Genomic DNA, 25,940 nt, shown 5'->3' with positions numbered 1-25,940 from the left:
GGCCGGATGCCACATGCAGTGACAGGACCCTTCATGATCAACACCCTGCTACGTAAGGTCGTCGGTTCCAAGAACGACCGTGAAATCAAGCGCATGAACCGTATCGTAACGCGTGTCAATGCGCTGGAATCGGAATACGAGGGTCTCGATGACGCGACCCTCAAGGCGCGGACCGAAGTCTTTCGCGAGCGGCTGAGCAATGGCGAGACACTGGATGCCCTGCTGCCGGAGGCGTTTGCCACGGTTCGCGAAGCCAGCAAGCGCGTCATGGGCATGCGCCATTTCGATGTGCAGATGGTCGGTGGTATCACCCTGCACAATGGCCGCATCGCCGAGATGAAGACCGGCGAGGGCAAGACCCTGGTGGCGACCCTGGCGGTCTATCTCAATGCGCTGCCCGCCAAGGGCGTGCACGTGGTGACGGTGAACGACTATCTGGCCTGCCGTGATGCGGACTGGATGCGTCCGCTGTACGAGAGCCTCGGGCTGACGGTTGGGACCATCTATGCCGGTCAGAGCCCGGAAGCGAAGCGCCGTGCCTACGGTTGCGACATCACCTACGGAACCAACAACGAGTTCGGTTTCGACTATCTGCGCGACAACATGGCCTTCTCCCTGGAGGACAAGGTTCAGCGCGACCTGCACTTTGCCATCGTCGACGAGGTGGACTCGATCCTGATCGACGAAGCGCGTACGCCCTTGATCATTTCCGGGGCCGTGGACGAGAACACCGAGCTCTATCGGATCGTTGACCGACTGGCCACGGGCCTGACGCCGTGCAGTGACGAGGAAGATCCGGAGAGCGGTGATTTCACGCTGGACGAGAAGCAAAAGCAGGTGGAACTCACCGAGGGCGGGCACAACAAGGTCGAGGAGTTGATGCGCGCCGAGGGCCTGCTCGGCGCCGAGGACTCGCTCTATGCGGCCCAGAACCTCAACCTGCTCCAGCACATGCACTCGGCCCTGCGTGCCCGCCACCTGTATCACCGTGATGTGGACTATATCGTCCACGAAGGGCAGGTGGTGATCGTCGATGAGCACACCGGGCGCAGCATGCCGGGCCGCCGCTGGTCGGAAGGGCTGCACCAGGCCGTGGAGGCCAAGGAAGGCGTGACCGTGCAACGCGAGAGCCAGACGCTGGCCTCGACGACCTTCCAGAACTATTTCCGCCTCTACGACAAGCTGTCCGGGATGACCGGCACCGCCGATACCGAAGCCTTCGAGTTTCGCCAGATCTACGGGCTCGATGTGGTGGTGATCCCGACCAACCGCCCGCTGATCCGCAAGGACCAGAACGATCTGGTCTATCTGAGCGCCGAGGAGAAGTTCAACGCCATCATCGAGGACGTCAAGGAGCAGACCGAAAAGGGGCGCCCGGTCCTGGTGGGGACGGCTTCCATCGAGACCTCCGAATACCTGGCCGAGTTGATGCGCAAGGCGGGGCTCGATTTCAACGTGCTCAACGCCAAGCAGCACCAGAGCGAGGCCGAGATCATTGCCCAGGCGGGGCGTCCGGGTGCGATCACCATCGCCACCAACATGGCCGGGCGTGGTACCGACATCGTGCTGGGGGGCAACTGGGAAGCCGAGGTCGCCAAGCTGGACTCTCCCGACGAGACGCAGATCGAGCGTATCAAGGAAGAATGGCAGGCGCGCCACGAGGCGGTGCTGGCCGCCGGCGGTCTGCATGTGATCGGCTCCGAGCGCCACGAGTCACGGCGTATCGACAATCAGCTGCGCGGTCGTTCCGGCCGGCAGGGTGATCCGGGGTCGACCCGCTTCTTCCTGTCCTTGGAAGACAACCTGATGCGTCTGTTCGGCTCCGATCGCGTGCAGCGGCTCATGCAGGCCATGGGGCTGGAAAAAGGCGAGGCCATCGAGCACAAGATGGTCTCCAACGCCGTCGAGCGAGCCCAGAAGAAGGTCGAGGGACGCAACTTCGATATCCGCAAGCAACTGCTCGAGTATGACGACGTGGCCAACGATCAGCGCCGCGTGATCTACGAGCAGCGCAACGACATCCTCGGGGCCGAGGACGTTTCCGCGAATGTCCTGGGGATCCGCGAAGAGGTGCTGGATGAGGCCATCACCAGCTTCGTGCCACCCCAGAGCCTGCCGGAGCAGTGGGATCTGACGGGGCTCGAGGCGCATCTCAAGAACGAGTTCAACCTCGATGCGCCCGTGGTGGAATGGTACGAGAACGACGAGCGCTTCCATGAGGAGCAACTCCGCGAGCGTCTCCAGACCATGCATCGCGAGGCCTACGAAGAGAAGGTCGAGGTCGCCGGCCCCGAGCTGATGCGGCGCTTCGAGAAGCAGGTCATGCTGCAGGTGCTGGATACTCGCTGGAAGGAACATCTGCAGTCCATGGACCACTTGCGTCGGGGCATTCACCTGCGCGGTTATGCACAGAAGAACCCCAAGCAGGAATACAAGCGCGAGTCCTTCGAGCTCTTCCAGTTGCTGCTCACCAACATCAAGTCCGATGTCACGCGGATCCTCAGTCACGTCAAGGTGCGTCAACCCGAGGAAGTGGAGGAACTGGAGCGTCAGCGTCGCGAGTCTCTGGAGCGGGAACAGGCCGCGTCTGCCAATCGGCGGGAGGATGTCGCAGACGAGGCGCCGGAGTCTCCGGAACCTGCGCTTGGCAACGATGGCCGTCCGGCCCGTCGTGAAGGGCCCAAGGTTGGGCGTAACGATCCTTGCCCCTGTGGTTCAGGGAAGAAATTCAAGCAGTGCTGCGGCAAGCTGAGCTGAATACAATGCCTGCGCGGCATCTCGCTTGGTAGTGTTATTGTCCTGACTCATTGAGGAGTATTCGCCATGGCGGTGGGTGAATCACATTTCCCGGCAATGCCCAGGATCGAGGGGCTGCGGCTGGGCACGGCGATGTCGGGCATCAAGACAGCGAACCGTCGTGACCTGGTGGTGATCGAGGTGCCGGAAGGCGCCTCCGTGTCCGGCACCTTCACGCGCAATGCCTTTTGCGCCGCGCCGGTGACGGTAGCGCGTGAGCACCTGGCGGCCTGTGCCACCCGCGGCACGGCGCCACGCTATCTGGTGATCAACACTGGAAACGCCAATGCCGGCACCGGCGAGATTGGCCTGCGCGACGCCCGGACCACTTGTACGGAGCTGGCCGGACTCGTCGATGTGGAGGCCACCTCGGTACTGCCGTTCTCCACCGGCGTGATCGGCGAGACGCTGCCCATGGACCGCTTGCTGGCGGGCCTGCCCGAGGCGTTGCGTGCCCTGGATGATGGCCCCGAGGGCTGGGCGGCGGCGGGTGAGGGCATCCTCACCACCGATACCCGGGCCAAGGGAGCCAGCGTCGTGGTGCCCTTGGGTGACGAGACCATCACCATCAATGGCATCAGCAAGGGCTCGGGCATGATCAAGCCCAACATGGCGACCATGTTGGGCTTCGTGGCCACCGACGCGGCCATTGCGCCGGCCGTGCTGGATGACGTGCTGCGCGAAGCGGTGGCGCATTCCTTCAATTGCATCACCGTGGATGGCGACACCTCCACCAATGATGCCTGCATGCTGATCGCCACGGGGCGCGGTGCGGCGGTGAACGATGAACATCGCCTGGCCGCGTTCCGCGACGGACTGCAGCGGGTGATGAATGAACTGGCACAGGCCATCGTGCGTGACGGTGAGGGGGCGACCAAGTTCGTCACCCTTCAAGTGGATGGTGCGGTGACCCGCGACGAGGCGCTGGATGTCGCCTTCACGGTGGCGCATTCTCCGCTGGTCAAGACGGCACTGGCCGCCAGCGATGCCAACTGGGGGCGGATTCTTGCCGCCGTGGGGCGGGCCCCGGTGGCCGATTTCGATGTCTCCAGGGTGACCATCGACCTCGGTGGCGTGCGACTGGTCGAGCAGGGCGGGCGTGCCCCGGGCTATACCGAGGAAGCTGGCAGCGAGGCCATGGCCCAGGAAGAGATCGGCATTCGCATCGATCTGGGACGTGGGGATCGCGGTGCCACCGTATGGACCACGGACCTGACGCGGGAATACGTCGCCATCAACGCCGATTACCGTAGCTGAACCGGCGGGCGACAGCGTTCGCGAATCGATGAGCCCCATAGCAATCCCCGCCGCACGCGGCGGAAACGTTGGAAAGGTGAATGAACACAATGGTGAAAAGAAGGGTGCATGTGGCGGCTGCCGCCATCATCAGCGCCGATGGTCGTGAGGTCTTGCTCGCCCGGCGGCCGTCCAATGTGGATCAAGGCGGCCTCTGGGAGTTTCCCGGGGGCAAGCTGGCACCCTACGAGACGGGGCTGGAGGCGCTGAAACGCGAACTGCACGAGGAGTTGGGCGTGGAGATTCGTCGTGCCCAGCCATTGATCCGTATCCATCATGAATACGCTGACAAGCACGTGCTGCTCGACGTCTGGCAAGTGCATGATTTCGCCGGCGAGCCTTTCGGCCGTGAGGGACAGGCGGTACGTTGGGTGCCCATGGAAGAGCTGCATGGCTATCCGTTCCCCGCGGCCAACCTGCCGATCCTGCGTGCGGTGATGCTGCCCACCGAGTATCTGATCAGTGCCGAGGAAGACGACGAGGACGTATTCCTGGAGCGTCTGGAACGCGCGATGCGCGAGGATGGCGTGCGCCTGGTACAACTGCGCGCCAAGACGCTGGATGAAGACGCCTACGTGGCCCGGGCCGAGAAGGCGCTGGCCTTGTGCCGGCGTTTCGAGGCACGCCTGATGCTCAACGGGGAGCCGACGCTGCTGGAGCGGGTGGATGCCGATGGCATCCACCTGACCAGCGAGCGGCTGATGAGCCTGGAGCGCCGCCCGATCAGCGAGGAGAAATGGCTCGCGGCGTCGACTCATGATCGCGAGCAACTGGATCAGGCGCATCGGATCGGCTGCGATTTCGTCACCCTCTCGCCGTTGCGCACCACACCGTCGCACCCCGAGGTGGCGCCGATCGGCTGGCACGATTTCCAGCAGCTCGTGGAGCATGCCGGCATGCCGGTCTTCGCGCTGGGCGGCATGACGCGCCACGATGCCAACCACGCCCGTGCCGTCGGCGCCCAGGGTATCGCCTCGATTCGCGACTTCTGGAAGTGACCGGTTTTGCCGGAGCTAAGCTATAAGCTGTAAGAAAAACCCTCCCGGCGATGCCGCGGAGGGTTTGATGTTTCTGGGGAAGGAACGTCGAAGGCGTCGATGAGCATCTCGAGGCCGATATCAACGCTGTAGCATCGAGTTCAGACACTTTTTGCACAGTTCCTAGTCCCGGTAGCGTCGAGACAGATCACCATAGGCGTCGATGCGCCGGTCGCGCAGGAAGGGCCAGATGCGGCGGGTCTGCTCGCCACGTGCCAGATCCAGCGTCACCAGCAGGCGTTCGGCCTGTTCGCCACCGTGGGCCAGCATTTCCCCCTGGGGGCCGCAGATGAAGCTACCGCCCCAGAAGTCGATGCCTGGGCCGATGCCGGAAAGGTCCGCTTCGTGGCCGACGCGGTTGGCGACGATCACCGGCAGGCCATTGGCCACGGCATGGCTGCGCTGGATCAGTGTCCAGGCGTCCTTCTGGCGGGCCTTCTCGTCATCGTCGTCGGGCGGGTGCCAGCCAATGGCGGTGGGGTAAAGCAGCAGCTCGGCGCCGGCCATGGCCATCAGGCGGGCGGCCTCTGGATACCACTGATCCCAGCAGACCAGCACGCCGAGCCGTCCCACCGAGGTGTCGATGGGAGTGAAACCCTGGCCGCGAGCCGCGTCGTGATCCCCGGGCGTGAAATAGAATTTTTCGTAAAAGCCCGGATCGTCGGGAATATGCATCTTGCGATACTGGCCGACCCGGCCCTGCTCGCGGTCATAGACCACGGCAGTGTTGTGGTAGACGCCCGGCGCGCGACGCTCGAACACCGAGCCGATCAGCACGATACCGAGCTCTGCCGCCAAGGCTGCCAGGCGTTGCCCGGTGGGGCCGTCCAGCGGCTCGGCCAGGTCGAACAGCTCGGGATCCTCGTACTGACAGAAATAGTGAGTGGCGTGCAGTTCCTGGAGCACCACCAATTCGGCGCCGGCCCCAGCGAGCTCGCGTATGCCGGCTTCGCTTTCGGCGAGGCTGCGTGACTTGTCGGGCCAGGCGGGCTGCTGGACCAGGCCGGCCTTGAGGGTGCGTGTCATGAGCCATCTCCTTCGCGGTGGCGGTCGAGGGTGCCGCGTGGCAGTTGCATGGTCAGACAGTGCAGACTGCCATGTTGGCGGATCATCGTGGAGGCGTCGATGGGCACGATGTCGCGGTCCGGAAACGCCTCGCCGAGCGTGGCCAGGGCGAGCGTATCGGCGGCATCGCCGTAGATCGGAACCAGGACCGCGCCGTTGATGATCAGGAAGTTGGCGTAGGTGGCAGGCAGGCGGTGGCCGTCCTCGGGATCGAAGCAGGGGCTTGGCCAGGGTAGCGCGATCAGGCGGTAGGGCGAGCCGTCGGCACGGCGCAAGGCGCGCAGCTCGGTCTCCATGGCCGCGAGCTCGGGGTAGTGGGGGTCGTCGGGATCGTCGCAGCGCATGTAGGCGATGGTGGCGGGGTCGCAGAAGCGTGCCAGGGTGTCCACGTGGCTGTCGGTGTCGTCGCCTTCCAGGTGGCCATGGCGCAGCCAGAGTACCCGCTCGATACCGAGATCCGCGGCCAGGCGTGCCTCGATGTCCCGTCGCGCGAGGCCGGCATTGCGATTGTCGTTGAGCAGGCAGGCCTCGGTGGTCAACAGGGAGCCTTCCCCGTCGGTATCGATGGCGCCGCCTTCCAGGATCAGCTCGCGCGACTGCAGCGGACAGGCGTAGGCGCCGGCGGCATGCAAGCGCCGGGTCAGATCGTTGTCGCGCGCGGCTTCGAACTTGCCGCCCCAGCCGGTGAACACGTAGTCCAGCAGCAGTGGGCTGCCATCTCGCTCGACCGTCAAGGGGCCGTGATCGCGGGTCCAGGTATCGTCAGCCTCGGCCACTATCAGGTGTAGGCGGTCGTCGGGAACGCCGAGCCAAGCGAAACGCTCGGCCAGCCGATCACGGACCATGGCGTTCGGCACGGCGATCAGCACGGCCTGGTAGCGGGCAATGGCCGTCACCAGGCGCTCGAGCGTCGCTTCGATGCGCTCGAAAAGGGGGCGCCAGTCGCTGTCGGGACCGGGCCAGGTCAGTTGCACGGCGTCCTGGGGCGCCCATTCGGGCAGCAGGCGATTGGCCATGGAGCGGGCCTCATGAGGGGGACGGAAAGCGCGAATGTAGGCCGGCGAAACCGATGATGCAAGGATCGCGCAAATGCAGGGGCAGGGCGATGCACCCAGAACCAAAAAGCCGTACCATGAGCGCCCGCCGACAAGGAACGCTGATATGCTGGATCGTCTGCCACTATTGATCGGGTTGCGCTATGTTCGCGCCAAGCGGCGCAACCACTTCATCTCCTTCATTTCCCTGACCTCCATGCTGGGCCTGACGCTCGGCGTGGCGGTGCTGATTCTCGTGCTTTCCGTGATGAACGGCTTCGACCGGGAATTGCGGACCCGAATACTGGGCATGGTACCCCATACCCAGATCGAGAAGCCCTCGGGCATGACCGAGTGGCAATCGCTCGCCGAGCGCTTGACGCAGCGCGAACATGTCATCGGTGCTGCGCCCTATGTCGAGCAGCAAGGCATGTTCGCGGTAGGCGGACGCAATCATGGCGCCATGGTCAACGGCATCGACCCCGACTGGGAGCGTGATGTCTCGATCATCGACGAGCACATGTCACAGGGCAGTCTCGACGACCTGGTGCCGGGAGAATGGAACGTCGTGCTGGGCGAGATCCTGGCGCGCCAGCTCGGGGTCGGCGTGGGCGACAGCGTGACGCTGCTGGTGCCCGAGGCCTCGATCACCCCGGCTGGCGTCTTCCCCAGGCTCAAGCGCTTCACGGTCAGCGGCATCTTCAGTGTCGGTGCCGACCTGGATGCCAACCTCGCCTATGCCAACATCGAGGACATGCAGACCCTGGCGCGGATGGGCGACGACGTGGGTGGCCTGCGTCTGGAGCTCGACGATCTGTTCAAGGCCGGCAGCGTGACCCGGTCGATCATCGATGAACTGGGGCCGGGCTATCGGGGCCTCGACTGGACCTACACGCGGGGCAACCTCTTCCAGGCGATCCAGATGGAGAAGCGCATGATTGCGCTGCTGCTCACCGTGATCATCGCGGTGGCCGCCTTCAACATCGTCTCCACCCTGGTGATGGTGGTCACCGACAAGCATGCCGATATCGCCATCCTGCGCACCATCGGCGCCACGCCACGCTCGATCATGGGCATCTTCATGGTCCAGGGACTGGCGATCGGCGTGATCGGTATCCTGATCGGCGTGGGGCTCGGCGTTCTGCTGGCCTTGACGGTGTCCGACATCATCGCCTTCGTCGAGTCGACCTTCGGCATTCACTTCCTCGACGCCGGGGTCTATTTCATCAGCGAGCTGCCCTCGCAATTGCTCTGGTCCGACGTGGGCAGGATCGTTGCGGCGGCCTTCGGCCTGACGTTCCTGTCGACGCTTTATCCGGCCTGGCGCGCCGCCAGGGTCCAACCTGCGGAGGTGCTGCGCTATGAGTGACACGGCCATGACTCGAGACACGGCAGCCGCCGAGGTGATGCTGGAATGCCGCGAACTGACGCGGGTCTATCGCGAGGGTCCGCGCGACCTCACCGTGCTGGATGCTCTGGAAATGCAGGTACGAGCCGGCGAGCGGGTCGCCGTGGTGGGCAGTTCAGGGTCGGGCAAGACGACCCTGCTCAACCTGCTGGGCGGCCTGGATCGCCCCAGCCAAGGCGAGGTACGTGTTGCCGGCGAGGTGCTGCACACCATGGGCGATGCGGCTCTGGGGCGTTTTCGCAATCGCCATATCGGCTTCGTCTACCAGTTTCACCATCTGCTCGCCGAATTCACCGCGCTGGAGAATGCGGCCTTGCCGCTGATCGTGCGCGGTCAGCGCAAGCGCGAGGCCGAGTCTCGCGCCATGGAAATCCTGGCGCGGGTCGGCATGCGCGAGCGGGCCGCCCACAAGCCTGGGGAACTGTCGGGTGGCGAACGTCAGCGCGTGGCCATCGCCAGGGCCCTGGTCACCGATCCGAGCCTGGTGTTGATGGATGAGCCCACCGGCAATCTCGATCAGTCGACAGCGGCGAGCATCCTGGCATTGATGGATGAGCTGTCCGAGACGGCGGCGTGCGCCTTCGTCATCGTGACCCACGATCCGGGTCTGGCCGCGCACCAGGATCGTGTCCTGCGTCTGGATGGCGGTCGCCTGACCGACGAAGCGTCTCGCGACTGACCTCACCCTTCAGGACCGGCCCGCCCGTTGGCCGGTCCATCTGCCGGAGGTGCCGCCGCCGTGCGGCGCGGCGCTTCCAGCTGCGCACGACCTGCCATCGCCATAGCAGCCGAATGATCAGACTGCCGGCAATGCCGCAAACCACCGCTGCCACCAGCGAGCCGAGTGCCAGTGCCGGGAGGATGTCGAGCATCTGCTCGGCGACCCACCGGGTCGAGAGCTGCTCGGGTGCTGCACGCACCGGGCCGTCCAGCAACCAGGCGCCGAGTCGATAATTGCCGTAGAAGATCAGTGGCATGGTCAGGGGGTTGGTGATCCATACCAGCCCCACGGACAGGGGCAGGTTGGCGCGCAGGAACCAGGCGCCCAGGGCGGCCAGGGCCATTTGCCCAGGAATCGGCAGCAGGGCACAGAAGAGCCCCACGAAGAAGGCGTTGGCAACGCTGCGCCGGGACAGCATCCACAGTGACGGATTGCCGATCAATTGGCCCATGAAGCGCAGCGAGCGTTGGCGCCTGAGCGTATCGGGATGTGGCAGGTAGCGCTGCAGGAGTCGGCGCGGCATGACAGGAGGCTCGCGGCTTCGAAACTGGAGCTATTATCCATACAAGCCGTGCAGCTCGCCACGCCGTTCGGGTGAGCGGTCGGTTTTTACGGATGTCCTGGGCCGTTCAGGGATGATGGGATGAGACAGGGATGGGCCATGCCGTTGGCGCTTGCTGCCCTGGCGGGCGCATCGCTCGGGGCCTTCGCCACGACGGCGGCATTGCAGGGGCTGGGGGCCATCGGCCTTTGGTGCCTGGCATGGCGTCGCTGGCGTGAAGGTCTGTTGATGGCGGTGGTGATGCTCGTGGCCGTACGGGTCTTGATGGTGACAGGCGGTGAACTGGCGCCGGGACTGAGTCGCCAGGATGTGCGCCTCGAGGCGCGCGTGATGGAGGTGTCGCGCCAAGTCGGGATGACGCGTCTCGAACTGGCGGTCGAAGATTGCCGGCCGCTGGCCGCCGGGTTGCCTGCTTGCGATCGTCTGTCCCGGGTGCGACTGAGCGTCTACCAGGGGCCTGACATGCGGGCGGGAGAGCGCTGGCGGCTGACGGCCCGTCTGCGCCCGCCGTCGGGGTTCGCCAATCCCGGTACCTTCGACTATCGCGGCTGGCTCTGGCGCGAGGGCATCCAGGCCACAGGCTATCTGCGCCAGTCACCAGCGCCGCATCGGTTGGCCGAGGCCGGTATCTCGGTACACCGGCTGGCTCTGGCGCATCTCGATGAACATGAGCTGGCGCCCCGTCCGATGCGCTGGCTGGCGGCGCTGACCCTCGGTGCGGACCAGCGGCTCGAGACGCAGGACTGGGAATTGCTCAATGCCAGTGGCACCACCCACCTGGTGGTGATCTCGGGATTGCACATCGGCCTGGTGGCCGCCTTTGCGCTGGGCGTGTCGCGCCTGTTGGCGCGCTGCCTGGTACCGGGCGGCTGGCGCATGGCAATCTGGCCCTGGTGGTGCGCGGGCCTGGCCGCTACCGGCTATGCGTTGCTGGCAGGACTGGAAGCACCGGCACTGCGTGCCCTGATCATGACCCTGGTCGGGCTCTGGGTGGCCAGCGGTCGCCATGCGCCGGGTACCTGGCAGGCATGGTGGCTGGCACTGGCGCTGGTCCTGCTGCTCGATCCCTTGTCCGCCTGGCGCCCCGGGTTGTGGCTTTCCTTTATTGCCGTGGCGCTGTTGATCCTGATCTGGCAGGGACGCGCGAGACCGAAGGGCGTGCGTGGCTGGTGCCTGGCCCTGGTGCGTACCCAGTGTCTGTTGGCGCCGGTCATGGCGGCGGCCGTGCTGCTGGCTTTCGGACGACTCGCGCCGGCCGCACCCTTGATCAACCTGGTCGCGGTTCCCCTGGTCAGCAGCTTGATGGTGCCCCTGGGGCTGCTGGGCTGGTTGCTGGCCTGGATACCGCCGCTCTCGGCGGCCTGCTGGAGTCTGTTTGCGAACCTGACGCATCTTCTGGCGGTGGTCCTGGAGCGCGCCGTGGCGGTGCTGCCGCTCTGGGAGCCAGTGTCGGCACACCGCTTGCCACTGGCCATCGGCCTGGGGCTCGTCGGGGTGCTCTGGGCCTTGCCGGGCCTGGATCGGCGTTGGCGAATGCTCGGCACGCTGTTGCTGGCGCTTGGCGGCATCTGGCTATCGGTCGCGGCACCGGCCCGGGGCACCCTGTGGGTCAGGGTGTATGATGTCGGCCAGGGACAACTGGTGGAACTGCGCACTGCCCGCTATCGTGCGCTGGTGGATACCGGGCCGCGCTTCGGGTCTGGCTTCATGCCGCTCGAGACGCTATGGGCGCCCGGCCAGGCGTTCGATGACGTGATCGTCAGTCATGGTGATCAGGATCATGCCGGCGGTCTGGCCGCCCTGAGCGCCGAGCATGATGTCGAACGCTATCTGGCGCCGCCGGGCGAGGCATTGCCGGTTGCGGCTTCCTCGTGTCGAGCGGGGCGCGTCTGGCGACGCGATGGCGTCGAGTTTCGCTTCCTGTGGCCGCCGCCGCGGGTCGAGGGGTTATCCGCCAACGACCGCTCCTGCGTCCTGCTGGTCACCGCCGGGGCGCATCGCCTGCTGATACCCGGTGATGTGGGCCGCCGGGTGGAGAGAAGCTTCCTGTCGATGCTGTCGGGATCGGTCGAAGTGCTGGTGGCGGGGCATCATGGCAGCCGTACCAGTTCCGGGCCGTCGCTGGTGGATAGACTCTCGCCCGGTGCGGTCATCTTCAGCGCGGCACGCGACAGTCGCTTCGGGCACCCCGCCGCCGAGGTGGTGCGCCGTTTTCGACGAGCGGGGACCTGTCTGTGGAGCACCGCCCAGGATGGTGCATTGACCCTGACGCTGGGTGGGCGCGACGATCCGCGTATCGCTGCGGCGCGGCCGCTCTCCTGGCGGCCTGGCGGTGTCGGGCAGGACTGCCTTGCGTTAGAATCGCCTGCAATCATGCCGGGCTTGCCCGTGCCTTCATCCACCGAAGCGGAGACTCCGTGATCGAACATTCCGGCTGGGTCCTCTACAAGCGTCTGCTGGGTTACGTGCGGCCTCATTGGCAGGCCTTCGCCCTGGCGATCGTGGGTTATTTGCTCTATGCGGCCTCGAGCACGGCGCTGGCCGAGATGATGAAGCGGCTGATCGACGGCATCCAGGATCCGGATGCTGCCTTTCGGTTGTGGCTACCTCTGTTCGTGGTGGGCATGTTTGCCTTCCGAGGGCTGGGGACCTTTCTCGGCACCTTCTTCATGAGCCATGTAGCACGCAACCTGGTGCATGCCCTGCGTTGCGACGTCTTCAACCACATGCTGCACCTCCCCGGACGTTTCTTCGACGCGCATTCCTCAGGGCATCTGATCTCGCGGGTCACCTATCATGTGGAGCAGGTGACCGGTGCCGCCACCAAGGCGATCACCATCCTGCTGCGCGAAGGACTTTTCGTGATCGGGTTGGTCGTCTATCTGCTGTGGACCAACTGGATGCTGACGCTGCTGTTTCTGGCCGTGACGCCATTGATCGGCGGTGTGGTCAGTTACGCCAGCAAGCGGTTCCGGCGCATTTCGCGGCGTATCCAGCGCTCCATGGGCGATGTGACCCATGTGGCGTCCGAGGCGCTCTCCGGCTACCGGGTGGTGCGTACCCACGGCGCCGAGGCCTACGAGAAGGCACGCTTTGCCGAGGCCAGCGAGGTCAATCGTCGCCAGAGCATGAAGGAGGCGTTGACCAAGGCCACCAGCACGCCGGTCATTCAATTGCTGGTGGCGCTTGCCCTGGCGGTACTGGTGTGGCTCGCCATGTCGCCGGCGCTGATGGCCGACATGACGCCCGGCGAGTTCGTGGCCTTCATCACGGCGGCATCCCTGATGGCCAAGCCGGTACGCCAGCTCACCGAGATCAATGCCACCGTGCAGAAAGGCATCGCCGCGGCGGCCGAGCTGTTCGGCCTGCTCGAAGAGGAGCCCGAGGAGGATGAAGGAGATCGGGAGCCGGGCCGCCTCGAGGGGCGGGTGCGTTTCGAGGGCGTGCGCTTCGCCTATGGCGAGGACCAGCCCGAAGTGCTCAAGGGCATCGACCTGGAGGTTTCCCCGGGCGAGATGATTGCCATCGTCGGTCGGTCGGGCAGCGGCAAGTCGACCCTGGTGGGGTTGCTGCCACGCTTCTACCATCCCACGGCAGGGCGTATTCTGATCGATGACGTGCCCCTCGAGTCGTATCGACTGGCGCCGCTGCGCCGCTGCATTGCCCTGGTGTCGCAGCAGGTCACGCTGTTCAACGCCAGTATCGCCGCCAACATCGCCTACGGTGTAGAGCAGGCCGACCCGGCCGCCATCGAGGCGGCTGCCCGGGCTGCTCATGCGCACGAGTTCATCGAGAAGCTGCCGGAGGGTTATGACACCGTGGTCGGGGAGAACGGTGTCATGCTCTCGGGGGGGCAGCGTCAGCGCCTGGCCATTGCCCGGGCGATCTTCAAGGATGCGCCGCTACTGGTGCTGGACGAGGCGACCTCGGCGCTGGATACCGAGTCGGAGCGTTATATCCAGGCGGCCCTGGAAGAGGTGTGTCGCGACCGTACCACCTTCGTCATTGCCCATCGGTTGTCGACCATCGAGCGCGCCGACCGCATCCTGGTGATGGAAGCCGGCGAGATCGTCGAGCAGGGCAGCCATGACGAGCTTCTGGCCCGGGATGGTGCCTATGCGGCTCTGCATCGGTTGCAGTTCCGGGAGAACGAACCGGTATGACCTCGCTCGCCGAGCGTTGGCTGGAAGCGGCCTATAGCGGTGAGCGTTGGCTGATGGCGCTGCGTCCCCTGGAGGTGCTCTATCGCGGTGTGATGCGTCGCCGAACGCAAGCCTACGTCGATGGGCGCCGGGCGGTCTGGCGCGCGCCGGTACCGGTGGTCGTGGTGGGCAATATCACGCTCGGCGGAACCGGCAAGTCACCGTTGGTCGCTTGGCTGGCGCGTCATCTCGGAGAGGCGGGCTGGACGCCGGGGATCCTGTCGCGAGGCTATGGTGGTCGTTCCGAGCGATATCCGCTGTATCTCGAGGCGGACACCCCGGTCACGGAGAGCGGCGACGAGCCGCGCATGCTGGCCGACCAGACCGACTGCCCGGTGGTGGTCGACCCGGATCGACCTCGAGGCGGTCGTCGACTGCTGGAAGCGGGCTGCGACATCCTGATCAGCGACGACGGCTTGCAGCACCTGGCGCTGGGCCGTGACCTGGAAATCGTCGTGGTCGATGGGCATCGTGGCCTGGGGAATGGACACTGCCTGCCGGCCGGGCCCTTGCGCGAGCCTGTCGAGCGCCTCGACACGGTGGATGCGGTGATGATCAATGGTCGGCTGTGCCGGGATATACCGGCTTGTGGCCATGCCATGCGCTTGACGCCCGTGGCCTGGCGCTCGCTGGGCGACGGTCGGCAGCGGGCGTTGTCGCCGCTGCCCTTCGATGGACCGGTGCACGCCCTGGCCGGCATCGGGCGGCCGGCACGCTTCTTCGAGACGCTACGGGAGCTCGGTGTCGAGTTCGAGGCTCATGCCTTCGATGATCATCATCATTTCACCGCCGCCGACCTGACCTTCGACGATGACCGACCGGTGGTGATGACTGCCAAGGATGCGGTCAAGTGCCGCGACCTGACCGGCACGGCCTGGAGCCTGGATGTGGAAGCGGCGCCCGAACCGGCCTTCGTCGACTGGCTGGACGCGCGCCTGGCGATGTTATGAACCCTCGTGCCATCCTCGGGAATGGCCGACGAAATCGCTCATGGGAGGCGATGACATGGACAAGGAACTGCTGGCAATGCTGGTGTGCCCGCTGTGCAAGGGCAAACTGAAATACGACCGCGAGGCCGGCGAGCTGTTGTGCCGTTACGATGGCCTGGCCTATCCCGTGCGTGACGGTATCCCGGTGATGCTCCCCGATGAGGCCCGGCAGATGGATGTCGACGAGAAACTGCCGGCGTCCCCCGGACACAGTGGCGAGGCCTGAGGGATGGGGATGCAGGATTTCATTGTCGTGATTCCGTCGCGCTTTGCCTCCACGCGTCTGCCGGGCAAGCCGTTACGAGAGATTGCCGGAGAGCCGATGGTCGCGCACGTCTGGCGTCGGGCCTTGGGCAGTGCCGCCGCTCGGGTGGTGGTAGCCACCGATGACGAGCGCATCCGTACCGCCTTCGATGGCCTGGATGCCGAAGTGGTGATGACCCGGGACGATCATCCCTCGGGCACCGATCGGCTGGCCGAGGTGGCCGAGCGGCTGGCGCTGCCCGACGATGCCGTCCTGGTCAATGTCCAGGGCGACGAACCCTTGATTCCGCCGGCCCTGATCGATCAGGTGGCCATGCGGCTGTTCGATGATCCCGGTGCTTCCATCTCGACCCTCGCCGAGCCGATCACCGAGGTCGAGACACTGTTTGATCCCAATGCCGTGAAGGTAGTGCGTGAAGCCTCGGGCAGGGCGCTCTACTTCTCGCGGGCGCCCATCCCCTGGGACAGAGACGCCTTTGCCGAGCGTCCCGAGCTGCTTCAGACCGATGCCTGGTTGAGACATATCGGCCTCTATGCCTATCGAGCAGGCTTTCTCGCCGAATATCGCGACTGGGCGCCGTCGCCACTGGAACAGCTCGAGCAACTCGAGCAGTTGCGTGCCCTGCACCATGGTCACGCCATTCAGGTCGGGCTGGCCCGGGAGCCCAATCCTCCCGGCGTGGACACCGAAGACGACCTCGAACGCGTTCGCCAATGGTTGCGTGCCGAAGGAGAAGAGACATGATTCGCGTACTTTTCGTCTGTCTCGGCAATATCTGTCGCTCGCCCACTGCCGAAGGCATGTTTCGCCGCATGCTCGATGAGGCCGGCTTGGCCGATCGCGTCGAGATCGATTCCTGCGGGGTCGGTCCCTGGCATGTGGGCGAGCCCCCCGACCCACGAGCCCGCAAGGCGGCGTCGCGTCGTGGGCTGGATATCAGCGGATTGCGTGGCCGACAGCTCGAGGCAGCCGATTTCGAGCGCTTCGATTATCTGCTGGCCATGGACGAGGACAACCTTGCTGCATTGCAGGCTCAGTGCCCGCCCGACTGCCGGGCGCATATCGGCTTGTTCCTGGCATTCGCCGGCCTGCCCGACACGCCGGTGCCCGATCCCTACTTCGGGGGAGAGCAGGGCTTCGAGGAGATGATGGATTTGCTGGAAGCTGCGTCCCGGGGCTTGCTGGAAAGTGTGCGTGAGCGACTGGAGGCATCGTCTTGAGCCTGGAGGTGCGGGTCGATCACGACCTTTCCGGCTTCAATACCCTGGGGTTGCCGTGTCGTGCCGAACGCTTCGTGGCACCGTCATCTGCCGCGCAACTGACAGAGGCGTTGGCACTGGCCGAGTTCGAGCGGCGCGCGCCATTGCTGCTCGGTGGGGGCAGCAACGTGATCCTGCCGGCGTCGCTATCGGGCCTGGTCATCCAGCCGGCGATGTCAGATTGGTGGCTGGAAGAGCGGGGGACGGAGGTGCTGGCCCATGTCGATGCCGGCGTGGTATGGCATGACCTGGTGATGGCACTGGCGCGCCGGGGGCTTTGGGGTGTCGAAAACCTGGCATTGATCCCCGGGCATTGCGGTGCGGCTCCCATCCAGAACATTGGCGCTTATGGCGTGGAGCTTCACGAGGTGCTGGAGGCGGTACGCGTGATATCGCTGGAAGATGGGCGCGAGACGACAATGACGCCCGATGAGTGCGCCTTCGGCTATCGCGACAGTATCTTCAAGCGTGAACTGGCGGGGCGGGTGGCGATCACGGGACTGGTCCTGCGGCTTTCCCGTCATGCCGAGCCGCGTCTGGCATATGGCGATCTGTCGCGTCGTGTTTCCGCGCATCCCACGCCACAGGAAGTGGCCGAGGCCGTCAGCGCCGTGCGCCGCGAAAAGCTGCCGGACCCGGCTCGGCTCGGTAACGCCGGGAGCTTCTTCAAGAACCCCGTCGTGTCACTCGGACACGCCGAGGCGTTGCGCGCCGAATATCCCGATATGCCGCAATTTTCCCAGGCGGCTGGCGTCAAGCTGGCGGCGGGGTGGCTGATCGACCGCTGCGGCCTGAAAGGATGGCGCCGAGGGCACTTCGGCGTCCATGATCGTCAGGCCCTGGTGCTGGTGCATCATGGCGGTGGTAGTGCCGGGGAATTGCTGGAGATGGCCACCGAGGTAGCCGAGAGGGTCCGTGACACCTTCGAGGTCGTGCTCGAGCGGGAGCCGCGCTTGTTCGGCGAGGCGGACGACGCGGGGTGACGGCACGCTAGCGTGTTCGTCCTTCGCCTCCCTCATGGTGAGTCATCGACTGTCTTCTTCTTTTCCTTCTCCTTCCTTTCGCGTTCCTTCCCTGTTCTGGAAGGTCAGGAAGTCCTCCTCCTCGATATGTTCATCCAGGAAATCCAGGAAGGCGCGCACGGCCGGCAATAGCCCCCGGCGTGAGGGAAATACCGCGTGGAGAATGCCGCTTCGGGGTTCCCAGCCGGGCAGGACGTCGACCAGGTTTTGCTGCACAAGGTCGGAATAGCCGACCAGCATGGCCAGCTTGACGACGCCGTGTCCCGCCAAGGCGGCCTGGTGGAGCGTCTCGGCGCTGTCCGTGACCAGGCGAGGCCGATGAGGAATCTGGGCCGTTGCTCCTTCCGGTCCAGTCAAGTCCCAGACATGTTGCTTGTCGTATTGTGCGAAATCCAGGCTGGGTAACTCACCGAGGTCGGCGGGCGTTTCCGGCAGCGGATAATGCTCGAAAAGACCGGGAGCCGCCATCAAACGTTGGGGGCTGCGGGCCAGGACCTTCATGGTCAGGTCACTGTCCTCCAGTGGGGGAAACCGTACCCTGATCGCCAGATCGAATCCTTCCTTTATGACATCGACGCGTCGACTGGTGGCCTCCACCTGCACGTTGACGTGCGGGCAATGGCTCATGAAACGAACCAGCAGCGGGGTGATCAGGTAGTGCAGCACGCTGGGCGAACAACTGAGCCGCACGGTGCCTCGTGGCTGCGCCTGATTGCGTTCGATCAGTTCCTCGGCGGCTTCGGCTTCCACCAGCATCGCGACGCAATGCTGGTAATAGGCCTGGCCGAGATCGGTGACGGAAAAGCGTCGTGTCGAGCGGTTGATCAGCCGGGTCGCCAGGCGCTCCTCGAGCTGGATGATGCGTCGGCTGAGTTTCGATTTGGGGATGCCGAGCGCGCGACCGGCGGGGGCGAAGCCGCCGTGATCCACGACCTGGACAAAGTAATAGAGATCGTTGAGGTCTTGCATACTATCGTCCTATAATTGGGACGGTCAGTCCCGGAAACGCTATCTACCTGGGTCTTCGTTCATAAATTAGCCTTCTGGGCATCGAGGCCTTGTGCCTCCATTACCACGCAGGAGTCTGACAGCGATGAAGAAGATCCAGGCTATATATGGTGCCCCGCGCGGTCACTGGGTCGGAGATGGGTTCCCCGTACGTTCCTTGTTCACCTACGACCGCATGGGGGCAAAGCATCTCAGTCCCTTTCTGTTGCTTGATCATGCGGGGCCTTACCGCTTCCAGCCAGCGACCAGGCCGCGCGGAGTGGGGGCGCATCCCCATCGCGGCTTCGAGACGGTCACGCTCGTCTACGCCGGAGAGCTCGAACACCGGGATTCCTCGGGCGCCGGCGGTCGTATCGGCCAGGGTGATGTCCAATGGATGACGGCCGGTGCCGGCATCGTTCATGAGGAATTCCATTCGCAGGCCTTTACCGAAAGCGGCGGCCCGCTCGAGATGGTTCAGCTATGGGTCAACTTGCCTGCTCGGGACAAGAACACGCCACCAGCTTATCAAACCCTTCTCGAGGCGGATATTCCACGAGTGCCGCTGGGGGAAGGGAGCGGCGAAGTGCGTGTCGTGGCCGGTGATTACGCAGGGAACCTGGGGCCAGCGAGGACCTTCACTCCCATCAATCTGTGGGACATACGCCTTGCATCCGGTGGAGAGGCAATCCTGCATGTGCCCGATGGCCATACTACCCTGCTGGTAGTGCTGGACGGGACGGTACTCGTCAATGGCGACACGGTCGTGCGCGACGAAGCCGTGGTGGTCTTTGACCGTCGTGGCGATGAGTTGCACCTCGAGGCCAATAACGAGGCTAAACTGCTGTTGCTGAGTGGTGAGCCCATCGACGAGCCCGTCGTGGGGCAGGGGCCCTTCGTCATGACCTCCGCGGAGGAAATTCACCAAGCGTTCATCGAATTTCAGGATGGTCAGTATGGCGTCCTGATTGACTAGCGGCGTAACCGCTGGTGCGTCACCCGGTCATCCCGTCGGGATGGCCGGGTCTTCCAACCGCAAGAGGAGAATGAGCATGTCCTTTACCTATCAGCGACTGAACAAGGACGACGTGGCACTGTTGATGGTGGATCATCAGGCTGGCCTGCTGTCCTTGGCGCGCGATTTCAGCCCGGACGATTTCAAGAACAATGTGCTGGCGCTTGCCGACATCGCCAAGTTCTTCGACATCCCGACCATTCTGACCACCAGCTTCGAGGACGGCCCCAATGGGCCCATGGTGCCGGAACTCAAGGAGGCCTTCCCGAACGCGCCCTACATCGCCCGGCCGGGGCAGATCAATGCCTGGGACAATCAGGACTTCGTCGATGCCATCAAGGCCACTGGCAAGAAGCAGTTGCTCATTGCCGGCGTCGTGACCGAAGTCTGCGTGGCCTTCCCGGTACTCTCCGCGCTGGAGGAAGGCTATGAAGTCTTCGTGGTCACGGATGCGTCGGGCACCTTCAATCAGACGACTCGGGACGCAGCCTGGGACCGCATGTCCCAGGCCGGTGCCCAGTTGATGACCTGGTTTGCCGTCGGTGGCGAGCTGCATCGCGACTGGCGTAACGATATCGAAGGGTTTGGGGGGCTCCTGGCGAGCCACCTGCCGGCCTACTCCAACCTCATGCAGAGCTATGCTCAACAGGCATCATCCTGAAGCGTCAGGCTCGGCCCTTCGGGTCGAGCCTTTTTTCGCGTGCCGTAGAGGAGGGGAGCATGAGCACATTGGTGGAAGATCGTGAGATGGCATCCTCGATGGACTGTCCTGTCATCGATGGCAAGCGCCAGACGCAGCACGTGTCTCCTCGGACCGCCGATGTCGGCGGTATCGAGGTGAACCGAGTGTTGCCTTCGCGCCAGCGTCGCCTGATCGGGGCCTGGTGTTTTCTCGATCACGCCGGCCCGGCCGTTTTCAAGGGAGAGGCCGAGGGCTTGCGCGTCGGTCCCCATCCACACATTGGTCTTCAGACCTTCACCTGGATGCTCGAGGGCAAGGTGCTGCATCGCGATAGCCTGGGCAACGAGCAGATCATTCGGCCTGGGCAGGTCAACCTGATGACGGCAGGGCGGGGCATCAGTCATACCGAGGACTCGGTGCCCGGCGAGACGCACCTGCATGCCGCGCAGTTGTGGATCGCCTTGCCCGATGCGCACCGGCAGACGGAGCCGCGTTTCGATCATTATCCCGATCTGCCCCGCTGGGCGTCACAAGGTGTCGAGCACACCCTGCTGACAGGCGAGTTTGCGGAGCACCTGGCGCCGACGCTGGCCTTTTCGGCGCTTGTCGGCCTCGACCTGACCAGTCGGCAAGGCGCTACCTTGACGCTGCCGTTGAGGGAAGATTTCGAGTACGGCGTACTGTCACTGGAAGGGGAGCTGGATATCGAGGGGGATGCCTTCGCGGCGAACGAACTGGCGTATCTGGGGCGTGGACGCGCTTCAGTCACGCTGTCGCTGCCTGCCGGAGGACATGCCATTCTGGTCGGGGGAGAGCCGTTGGGCGAGGAGATCCTGATCTGGTGGAACTTCGTCGGCCATAGCAGAGAGGAGATCGTTCAGGCCCAGCGCGACTGGGAAGAGGGCAGCGAACGTTTCGGGGTCATCGAAGGCCATGATGGTCCGAGGCTGATGCCGCCGCCGTTGCCCTGGGCGTCGTGATCCCGTTACGCCATTTCTCCTCATCATCGAGTGACGACCATGTCCATGATGTCATCTTCGACCTCCGCTCCCTCGCAGAACAGTGTCACCATTCGCATCCAGCATCGGGTGAATCCCGATGCCATCGAGCGTTATGAAGACTGGCTACGCCATATCATCGAGGTGGCCGGTCGCTATTGCGGTCATCAGGGCGTGCATGTGATGCGGCCCCCGCCCGGCCATCACGACTATGAAATCGCCTTGCGCTTTGCTTCGGAAGGCGATGCCGAGCGCTGGAGACACTCCGAAGAACGCCGTCGGCTCGTCGACGACATCCAGCCTGCCTTGCAGCAGAATGAAACCCTCGAGATTCATAGTGGTATCGACTACTGGTTCACCGCGCCCGAGTCGAAGAGCCAGCAGCCCGTGCGATGGAAGCAGTGGCTGGTCACCACGGCGGTGATCTGGCCGCTCACCATGATCGTGCCCATTCTTTGGCAACCAATCCTGACGTTGCTTCCCCAGCTCGATATCTGGGGAGTCCGCAATGGCCTGTTCGCCGCCACGATCGTCGGCCTTGTCGTCTATGTCGTCATGCCTCGGGTCGTGCGCCTCGTGGCGAAATGGATGTTTCGATGAGCCGTGCTCGGCCGCCGTCATCCGATTCGGGTGGGGAGGGCGCGCCGGTATGGCAAGGGGCGTGCCATGGCGAAGGTTTTCATCATGCGTTCGCGCCTTGAATGAAAAACGCCCGTGACCATGCGGTCACGGGCGCTTTTCGTCATGCAGGCCAGGCGTCAGCCCTGGCCACCTTCCTGGCGCTTGGCTTCCTGCTCGCGCCGACGAATTTCCCGAGGATCGTTATGTGCCCGACGGCGGCGACGCCGGGACGACGATGTGCTGGAAGACTCGTCCTTACCCTGAGGCTCGGCGGCCTCATCGGCCTTGGCCGATGCCTGAACCTGTTCCGGTTGTGGCGCCGGCTCGGCCTTCGGTGGCTGGGCCTGCGACGCCTCGTCCTTGGACTCGGCGGCCTTATCGGCCTTGGCTTCGACCGGTGCCTGGGGCTGCTCCGGCTGCGGAGTCGGCTCGGCCTTCGGTGCCTGGGCCTGCGACACCTCGTCCTTGGACTCGGCGGCCTTATCGGCCTTGGCTGATGCCTGAACCTGTTCCGGTTGTGACGCCGGCTCGGCCTTCGGTGGCTGGGCCTGCGACGCCTTGTCCTTGGGCTCGGTGGCCTTATCGGCCTTGGCTTCGACCGGTGCCTGGGGCTGCTCCGGCTGCGGAGTCGGCTCGGCCTTCGGTGCCTGGGCCTGCGACGCTTCGTCCTTGGAATCGGTGGCCTTATCGGCCTTGGCTTCGACCGGTGCCTGGGGCTGCTCCGACTGCGGTGTCGGCTCGGCCTTCGGTGCCTGGGCCTGCGACACCTCGTCCCTGGACTCGGTGGTCTCAGCGGCCTTGGCTTCGACCGGTGCCTGGGGCTGCTCCGGCTGCGGAGTCGGCTCGGCCTTCGGTGCCTGGGCCTGCGACGCCTCGTCCCTGGACTCGGTGGTCTCAGCGGCCTTGGCCTCGGCTGACGCCTGAACCTTTTCCGACTGCGGAGTCGGCTCGGTCTTCGGTGCCTTGGTTTGCGGCGCCTTGTCCTTGGACTCGGTGGTCTCAGCGGCCTTGGCCTCGGCTGGCGCCTGAACCTTTTCCGGCTGCGGAGTCGGCTTGGTCTTCGGTGCCTTGGTTTGCGGCGCTTCATCCTTGGCCTGGGACTTCGCCTGGACTTCAGTCGATGTCGACTTTGGTGCCTGCTGGGACGCCTCAGACTTGGCCGTGGAGTCCTGCTGGGCCGAGGCTTCGGTCGTCTCGTCGCTGCCCTCGGTTGCTGCCTCCTGCTTTACCGCTTCTTCCTGCAAGCGCTTCTGCTCGGCTTCCGCCTTGGGGTTCAAGGCATGCTGGCGGCTGCGCTGGCGCGGGTTGTTGCGGGTACGCTTGGGCTTGTCAGGAGTTGTCGACTTGGCGTCGTCGTTCTTGCGCTCCGTCTTGGCGGTGTCGGCGCTTCCCTTCTGGCGCTCGTTGTCGCTGGGCTTGCGATTGTCCTGAGACTTGGCGCGATTGTCCTGGCCCTTCTGGCTGTCCTGGCCCTTCTGGCTGTCCTGGCCCTTGTTCTGGGCATCCTGACTCTTGCGCGTGTCCCGAGAGGAAGAAGCGCCGCGGGTCTCCTGAGCATTGTTGCGGCCATCGTCCTGTCGACGACTACGTCCGCCACGGTTGCCGCGCCCCTGATTGTCGGATGAGGTCGACTTGTCGTCTCCTTGAGACTGGCCCTTGGCGTTGCTGGAGCTGCGGTTGTCATGGCGGGAGCCCTCGGCTCGGTCCGAGCGTTGGCGCCGGTTGCGTTGGCGGCCGCTTCCGCTACTGGACGCGGAACTTCCGCCTTGATCACCTTTGGTCTGGTGCTTGTCGGCGTTGGACTTCTGGGGCTCGCTTCCCGACCGGCTCGCCTGGGCGCCGGCCTGACCGCTGCTGGCCTCTTCCTCGCCGTTGAGCAGTCGAGCGAAGCCCTTGACCAGTCGGCCCAGCACGCCTTCGCGTTGAGCCGGTACCGGTGCGGACGGCGTCTTGGCTGCGGGTTGCTGGCTCGGCGTGTCCTGCTGCAAGGAAGCCGGGGCAGGCTCGTGGTGCACGACGGTCTTCACGGCGGCTTCGTCACGCTTGACGGGCTTGCCGAATGCCGCTTCGGGTTCGCGACCGACCTCGGTGTCGGTGGAGATCTCGAAGCTGGACTGGATGCCGCCTTCCTCGTCGACGTGGTCGTCGCGCAGGCGCTGCACGTCGTAATGCGGCGTGTCCATGTCGGGGTGGGGCAGTAGCACCACACGCACATCCTGGCGTTTTTCGATGTCGGCCAGCACGCTGCGCTTCTCGTTGAGCAGGTAGGTGGCCACCGGCACGGGCAGGATGGCGCGAATCTGGGCGCTGCGCTCCTTCATGGCCTCTTCCTCGATCAGGCGCATGATCGACAGCGAGATGGAGCGAACGTCGCGGATGGTGCCCTGGCCGTCGCAGCGCGGGCAGACCACGCCGCTGGTTTCGCCGAGTGACGGGCGCAGGCGCTGACGGGACATTTCCATCAGGCCGAAGCGCGAGATGCGGCCGATCTGTACCCGGGCGCGATCGATCTTGAGGGCGTCACGCACGCGGTTCTCGACCTCGCGCTGATTGCGCGCCGGACTCATGTCGATGAAGTCGATGACCACCAGGCCGCCGATATCGCGCAGGCGCAACTGACGAGCGATCTCGTCGGCGGCCTCGAGGTTGGTCTGGAGCGCGGTTTCCTCGATGTCACTGCCGCGGGTGGCGCGCGCCGAATTGATGTCGATCGAGACCAGGGCCTCGGTATGGTCGATGACGATGGAGCCACCGGAGGGTAGCTTGACCTCGCGCTCGTAGGCGGTCTCGATCTGCGATTCGATCTGGAAGCGGGAGAACAGCGGCACCTCGTCGGCGTAGCGCTTGATCTTCTGCTGGTAGGACGGCATCACCTGGCGAATGAAGGTGAGGGCTTCCTGGTGAACGTCCTCGCTGTCGATCAGCACTTCGCCGATGTCCTGGCGAAGATAATCGCGCATGGCGCGAATGATGACGTTGGACTCGCGGTAGATGAGGAAGGGCGCGGGGCGCTTGCCGGCCTCGCCGGTGATCGACTCCCATACCTGCACCAGATAGTCCAGGTCCCACTGCAGTTCCTCGGGAGAGCGACCGATGCCGGCGGTGCGCACGATCAGGCCCATCTTGTCGGGCACGGTCAACTGGCCCATGGCTTCCTTGAGCTGGGCGCGTTCCTCACCCTCGATGCGACGCGAGATGCCGCCGGCACGAGGATTGTTGGGCATCAGGACCAGGAAGCGGCCGGCCAGGCTGATGAAGGTGGTCAGGGCCGCGCCCTTGTTGCCGCGTTCCTCCTTGTCGACCTGGACGATGACTTCCTGGCCCTCCTTGAGGACTTCCTTGATGCTGGGACGTCCCGAGGGCTCCTTGATGAAGTAGTCGCGGGAGACTTCCTTGAGGGGGAGAAAACCGTGGCGTTCGGCGCCGAAGTCGACAAAGGCGGCTTCCAGCGAAGGTTCGACGCGGGTGATCTTGCCGCGATAGATGTTGGCTTTTTTCTGTTCCCGGGCACCGGATTCGATGTCCAGGTCGTAGAGGCGTTGTCCATCGACCAGAGCGACGCGCAGCTCTTCGGGCTGGGTCGCATTGATGAGCATCCGTTTCATGGCGTCTCGCAAAATGGACGCGCCGGGAGCGCCCGGATAGCTCCATGAACCTGATGTCGGGCGGCGTCGAGCTCGGTATTTCGGCCAGGTGCCGGGCGATCCCGTGTCGGCGCCACTTGTGATGACGCGCTGGGCCGCCCACCATGTCTCGAAACCCGTGCCTCTCGCGACGACCATCAAGCCCGTGGGCTTCCGTGCATCGACGAAGGCGAACCGCTGGGTGCTGCGTGCTTGTGCTCAGCGCATGTCGCGGATGCGGAACTGCGCCCGGCCGTGTCGGTGGCGATTGCTTGGCCTGGCCGGCACGGCATGATCATGTTGAGTACGGGGCGGAGGCAGGACATGTCTCGGCGGGACTTCGCCCATCCGGCCCTGC

Annotated in this window: 21 protein-coding genes; 16 read left to right on the top strand and 5 right to left on the bottom strand. The window is 64.7% G+C overall.

What is annotated here, in order from left to right; translation table 11 throughout:
- Positions 1-33: 33 nt before the first annotated feature.
- The 3 genes from secA (at position 34) to HSDC_RS04820 (ending at position 5,090) form a co-directional block, all read left to right on the top strand.
- Positions 34-2,757 (top strand): preprotein translocase subunit SecA, encoded by a 2,724-nt coding sequence (gene secA, locus HSDC_RS04830; RefSeq protein ID WP_064698803.1) that lies wholly within the window; start codon positions 34-36, stop codon positions 2,755-2,757.
- Positions 2,758-2,823: 66 nt separating this feature from the next.
- Positions 2,824-4,053: a bifunctional glutamate N-acetyltransferase/amino-acid acetyltransferase ArgJ gene (gene argJ / locus HSDC_RS04825; protein WP_064698802.1), complete on the top strand. Its 1,230-nt coding sequence runs from the start codon at positions 2,824-2,826 to the stop codon at positions 4,051-4,053.
- A gap of 89 nt (positions 4,054-4,142) precedes the next feature.
- Positions 4,143-5,090 carry a Nudix family hydrolase gene (locus tag HSDC_RS04820; protein WP_064698801.1) on the top strand — a complete coding sequence of 316 codons (948 nt, stop codon included), beginning with the start codon at positions 4,143-4,145 and terminating at the stop codon, positions 5,088-5,090.
- Between the two features lie 162 nt (positions 5,091-5,252).
- Here the strand turns inward: HSDC_RS04820 and HSDC_RS04815 are convergent, their stop codons facing one another.
- Positions 5,253-6,155: a carbon-nitrogen hydrolase gene (locus HSDC_RS04815; protein ID WP_064698800.1), complete on the bottom strand. Its 903-nt coding sequence runs from the start codon at positions 6,153-6,155 to the stop codon at positions 5,253-5,255.
- The gene (locus tag HSDC_RS04810; RefSeq protein ID WP_064698799.1) at positions 6,152-7,210 is read right to left on the bottom strand and encodes an agmatine deiminase family protein; all 1,059 of its coding nucleotides are present in this window, start codon (positions 7,208-7,210) and stop codon (positions 6,152-6,154) included. Before HSDC_RS04810 ends, HSDC_RS04815 begins: the two co-directional genes overlap by 4 nt.
- Positions 7,211-7,355: 145 nt before the next feature.
- Between HSDC_RS04810 and HSDC_RS04805 the strand changes: the two genes are divergently transcribed.
- The gene (locus tag HSDC_RS04805; RefSeq protein WP_064698798.1) at positions 7,356-8,597 is read left to right on the top strand and encodes a lipoprotein-releasing ABC transporter permease subunit; all 1,242 of its coding nucleotides are present in this window, start codon (positions 7,356-7,358) and stop codon (positions 8,595-8,597) included.
- A complete protein-coding gene (locus tag HSDC_RS04800) occupies positions 8,590-9,315 on the top strand; it encodes an ABC transporter ATP-binding protein (protein ID WP_064698797.1) in 726 nt (241 codons plus the stop codon). The genes HSDC_RS04805 and HSDC_RS04800 overlap by 8 nt, the downstream gene beginning before the upstream one ends.
- On the opposite strand, the gene HSDC_RS04795 is transcribed toward HSDC_RS04800, so the two are convergent.
- The gene (locus HSDC_RS04795) at positions 9,221-9,880 is read right to left on the bottom strand and encodes a DUF2062 domain-containing protein (protein ID WP_064698796.1); all 660 of its coding nucleotides are present in this window, start codon (positions 9,878-9,880) and stop codon (positions 9,221-9,223) included. The genes HSDC_RS04800 and HSDC_RS04795 overlap by 95 nt on opposite strands.
- Positions 9,881-10,000: 120 nt before the next feature.
- Here HSDC_RS04795 and HSDC_RS04790 point away from each other — a divergent pair, with 120 nt between their 5' ends.
- Genes HSDC_RS04790 through murB form a run of 7 tightly spaced genes read left to right on the top strand, consistent with a single transcriptional unit; the run spans position 10,001 to position 17,617 of the window.
- Positions 10,001-12,340 carry a DNA internalization-related competence protein ComEC/Rec2 gene (locus tag HSDC_RS04790; RefSeq protein WP_064698795.1) on the top strand — a complete coding sequence of 780 codons (2,340 nt, stop codon included), beginning with the start codon at positions 10,001-10,003 and terminating at the stop codon, positions 12,338-12,340.
- Entirely contained in the window at positions 12,340-14,082 is a 1,743-nt protein-coding gene (gene msbA / locus HSDC_RS04785) for a lipid A export permease/ATP-binding protein MsbA (RefSeq protein ID WP_064698885.1), read from the top strand. Before HSDC_RS04790 ends, msbA begins: the two co-directional genes overlap by 1 nt.
- Entirely contained in the window at positions 14,079-15,071 is a 993-nt protein-coding gene (lpxK, locus tag HSDC_RS04780) for a tetraacyldisaccharide 4'-kinase (protein WP_064698794.1), read from the top strand. Before msbA ends, lpxK begins: the two co-directional genes overlap by 4 nt.
- 55 nt (positions 15,072-15,126) lie before the next feature.
- A complete protein-coding gene (locus HSDC_RS04775) occupies positions 15,127-15,336 on the top strand; it encodes a Trm112 family protein (RefSeq protein WP_064698884.1) in 210 nt (69 codons plus the stop codon).
- Positions 15,337-15,345: 9 nt separating this feature from the next.
- Positions 15,346-16,119, top strand: a complete 774-nt coding sequence (gene kdsB, locus HSDC_RS04770; protein ID WP_064698793.1) for a 3-deoxy-manno-octulosonate cytidylyltransferase — start codon at positions 15,346-15,348, stop codon at positions 16,117-16,119.
- Complete coding sequence (locus HSDC_RS04765; protein ID WP_064698883.1) at positions 16,119-16,595, top strand: low molecular weight protein-tyrosine-phosphatase; 477 nt, start codon at positions 16,119-16,121, stop codon at positions 16,593-16,595. The genes kdsB and HSDC_RS04765 overlap by 1 nt, the downstream gene beginning before the upstream one ends.
- Positions 16,592-17,617 (top strand): UDP-N-acetylmuramate dehydrogenase, encoded by a 1,026-nt coding sequence (gene murB / locus HSDC_RS04760; protein WP_064698792.1) that lies wholly within the window; start codon positions 16,592-16,594, stop codon positions 17,615-17,617. Before HSDC_RS04765 ends, murB begins: the two co-directional genes overlap by 4 nt.
- A gap of 42 nt (positions 17,618-17,659) precedes the next feature.
- Here murB and HSDC_RS04755 read toward each other — a convergent pair whose 3' ends face one another.
- On the bottom strand, positions 17,660-18,625 hold the full coding sequence (locus HSDC_RS04755) for a LysR substrate-binding domain-containing protein (RefSeq protein WP_064698791.1): 966 nt from the start codon (positions 18,623-18,625) through the stop codon (positions 17,660-17,662).
- Between the two features lie 124 nt (positions 18,626-18,749).
- On the opposite strand from HSDC_RS04755, the gene HSDC_RS04750 reads away from it, so the two are divergent.
- The 4 genes from HSDC_RS04750 to HSDC_RS04735 all read left to right on the top strand — a co-directional run bounded on the left by HSDC_RS04750 (position 18,750) and on the right by HSDC_RS04735 (position 21,938).
- The gene (locus HSDC_RS04750) at positions 18,750-19,619 is read left to right on the top strand and encodes a pirin family protein (RefSeq protein ID WP_064698790.1); all 870 of its coding nucleotides are present in this window, start codon (positions 18,750-18,752) and stop codon (positions 19,617-19,619) included.
- Positions 19,620-19,695: 76 nt separating this feature from the next.
- Positions 19,696-20,319, top strand: a complete 624-nt coding sequence (gene ycaC, locus HSDC_RS04745) for an isochorismate family cysteine hydrolase YcaC (protein ID WP_064698789.1) — start codon at positions 19,696-19,698, stop codon at positions 20,317-20,319.
- 59 nt (positions 20,320-20,378) lie between these two features.
- A complete protein-coding gene (locus tag HSDC_RS04740) occupies positions 20,379-21,320 on the top strand; it encodes a pirin family protein (protein ID WP_064698788.1) in 942 nt (313 codons plus the stop codon).
- Positions 21,321-21,365: 45 nt separating this feature from the next.
- A complete protein-coding gene (locus tag HSDC_RS04735; protein ID WP_064698882.1) occupies positions 21,366-21,938 on the top strand; it encodes an antibiotic biosynthesis monooxygenase in 573 nt (190 codons plus the stop codon).
- A gap of 158 nt (positions 21,939-22,096) precedes the next feature.
- On the opposite strand, the gene rne is transcribed toward HSDC_RS04735, so the two are convergent.
- Positions 22,097-25,564 carry a ribonuclease E gene (gene rne, locus HSDC_RS04730; protein WP_064698787.1) on the bottom strand — a complete coding sequence of 1,156 codons (3,468 nt, stop codon included), beginning with the start codon at positions 25,562-25,564 and terminating at the stop codon, positions 22,097-22,099.
- Positions 25,565-25,940 lie beyond the last annotated feature (376 nt).

Source organism: Halomonas caseinilytica, assembly GCF_001662285.1.
In the GTDB taxonomy this organism is placed as follows: Bacteria; Pseudomonadota; Gammaproteobacteria; order Pseudomonadales; family Halomonadaceae; genus Halomonas; species Halomonas caseinilytica.
The sequence above is the reverse complement of the archived record's forward strand: the minus strand, read 5'-3'. Positions and strand labels throughout refer to the sequence as shown.

Coding starts and splice junctions, on each gene's coding strand:
- HSDC_RS04820 (WP_064698801.1), top strand. CDS start 4,143: ATGGTGAAAAGAAGGGTGCATGTGGCGGCTGCCGCCATCATCAGCGCC.
- HSDC_RS04800 (WP_064698797.1), top strand. CDS start 8,590: ATGAGTGACACGGCCATGACTCGAGACACGGCAGCCGCCGAGGTGATG.
- HSDC_RS04755 (WP_064698791.1), bottom strand. CDS start 18,625: ATGCAAGACCTCAACGATCTCTATTACTTTGTCCAGGTCGTGGATCAC.
- HSDC_RS04775 (WP_064698884.1), top strand. CDS start 15,127: ATGGACAAGGAACTGCTGGCAATGCTGGTGTGCCCGCTGTGCAAGGGC.
- HSDC_RS04735 (WP_064698882.1), top strand. CDS start 21,366: ATGATGTCATCTTCGACCTCCGCTCCCTCGCAGAACAGTGTCACCATT.
- lpxK (WP_064698794.1), top strand. CDS start 14,079: ATGACCTCGCTCGCCGAGCGTTGGCTGGAAGCGGCCTATAGCGGTGAG.
- argJ (WP_064698802.1), top strand. CDS start 2,824: ATGGCGGTGGGTGAATCACATTTCCCGGCAATGCCCAGGATCGAGGGG.
- HSDC_RS04790 (WP_064698795.1), top strand. CDS start 10,001: ATGAGACAGGGATGGGCCATGCCGTTGGCGCTTGCTGCCCTGGCGGGC.
- rne (WP_064698787.1), bottom strand. CDS start 25,564: ATGAAACGGATGCTCATCAATGCGACCCAGCCCGAAGAGCTGCGCGTC.
- HSDC_RS04740 (WP_064698788.1), top strand. CDS start 20,379: ATGAGCACATTGGTGGAAGATCGTGAGATGGCATCCTCGATGGACTGT.
- ycaC (WP_064698789.1), top strand. CDS start 19,696: ATGTCCTTTACCTATCAGCGACTGAACAAGGACGACGTGGCACTGTTG.
- HSDC_RS04815 (WP_064698800.1), bottom strand. CDS start 6,155: ATGACACGCACCCTCAAGGCCGGCCTGGTCCAGCAGCCCGCCTGGCCC.
- kdsB (WP_064698793.1), top strand. CDS start 15,346: ATGCAGGATTTCATTGTCGTGATTCCGTCGCGCTTTGCCTCCACGCGT.
- HSDC_RS04750 (WP_064698790.1), top strand. CDS start 18,750: ATGAAGAAGATCCAGGCTATATATGGTGCCCCGCGCGGTCACTGGGTC.
- HSDC_RS04795 (WP_064698796.1), bottom strand. CDS start 9,880: ATGCCGCGCCGACTCCTGCAGCGCTACCTGCCACATCCCGATACGCTC.
- HSDC_RS04805 (WP_064698798.1), top strand. CDS start 7,356: ATGCTGGATCGTCTGCCACTATTGATCGGGTTGCGCTATGTTCGCGCC.
- HSDC_RS04810 (WP_064698799.1), bottom strand. CDS start 7,210: ATGGCCAATCGCCTGCTGCCCGAATGGGCGCCCCAGGACGCCGTGCAA.
- secA (WP_064698803.1), top strand. CDS start 34: ATGATCAACACCCTGCTACGTAAGGTCGTCGGTTCCAAGAACGACCGT.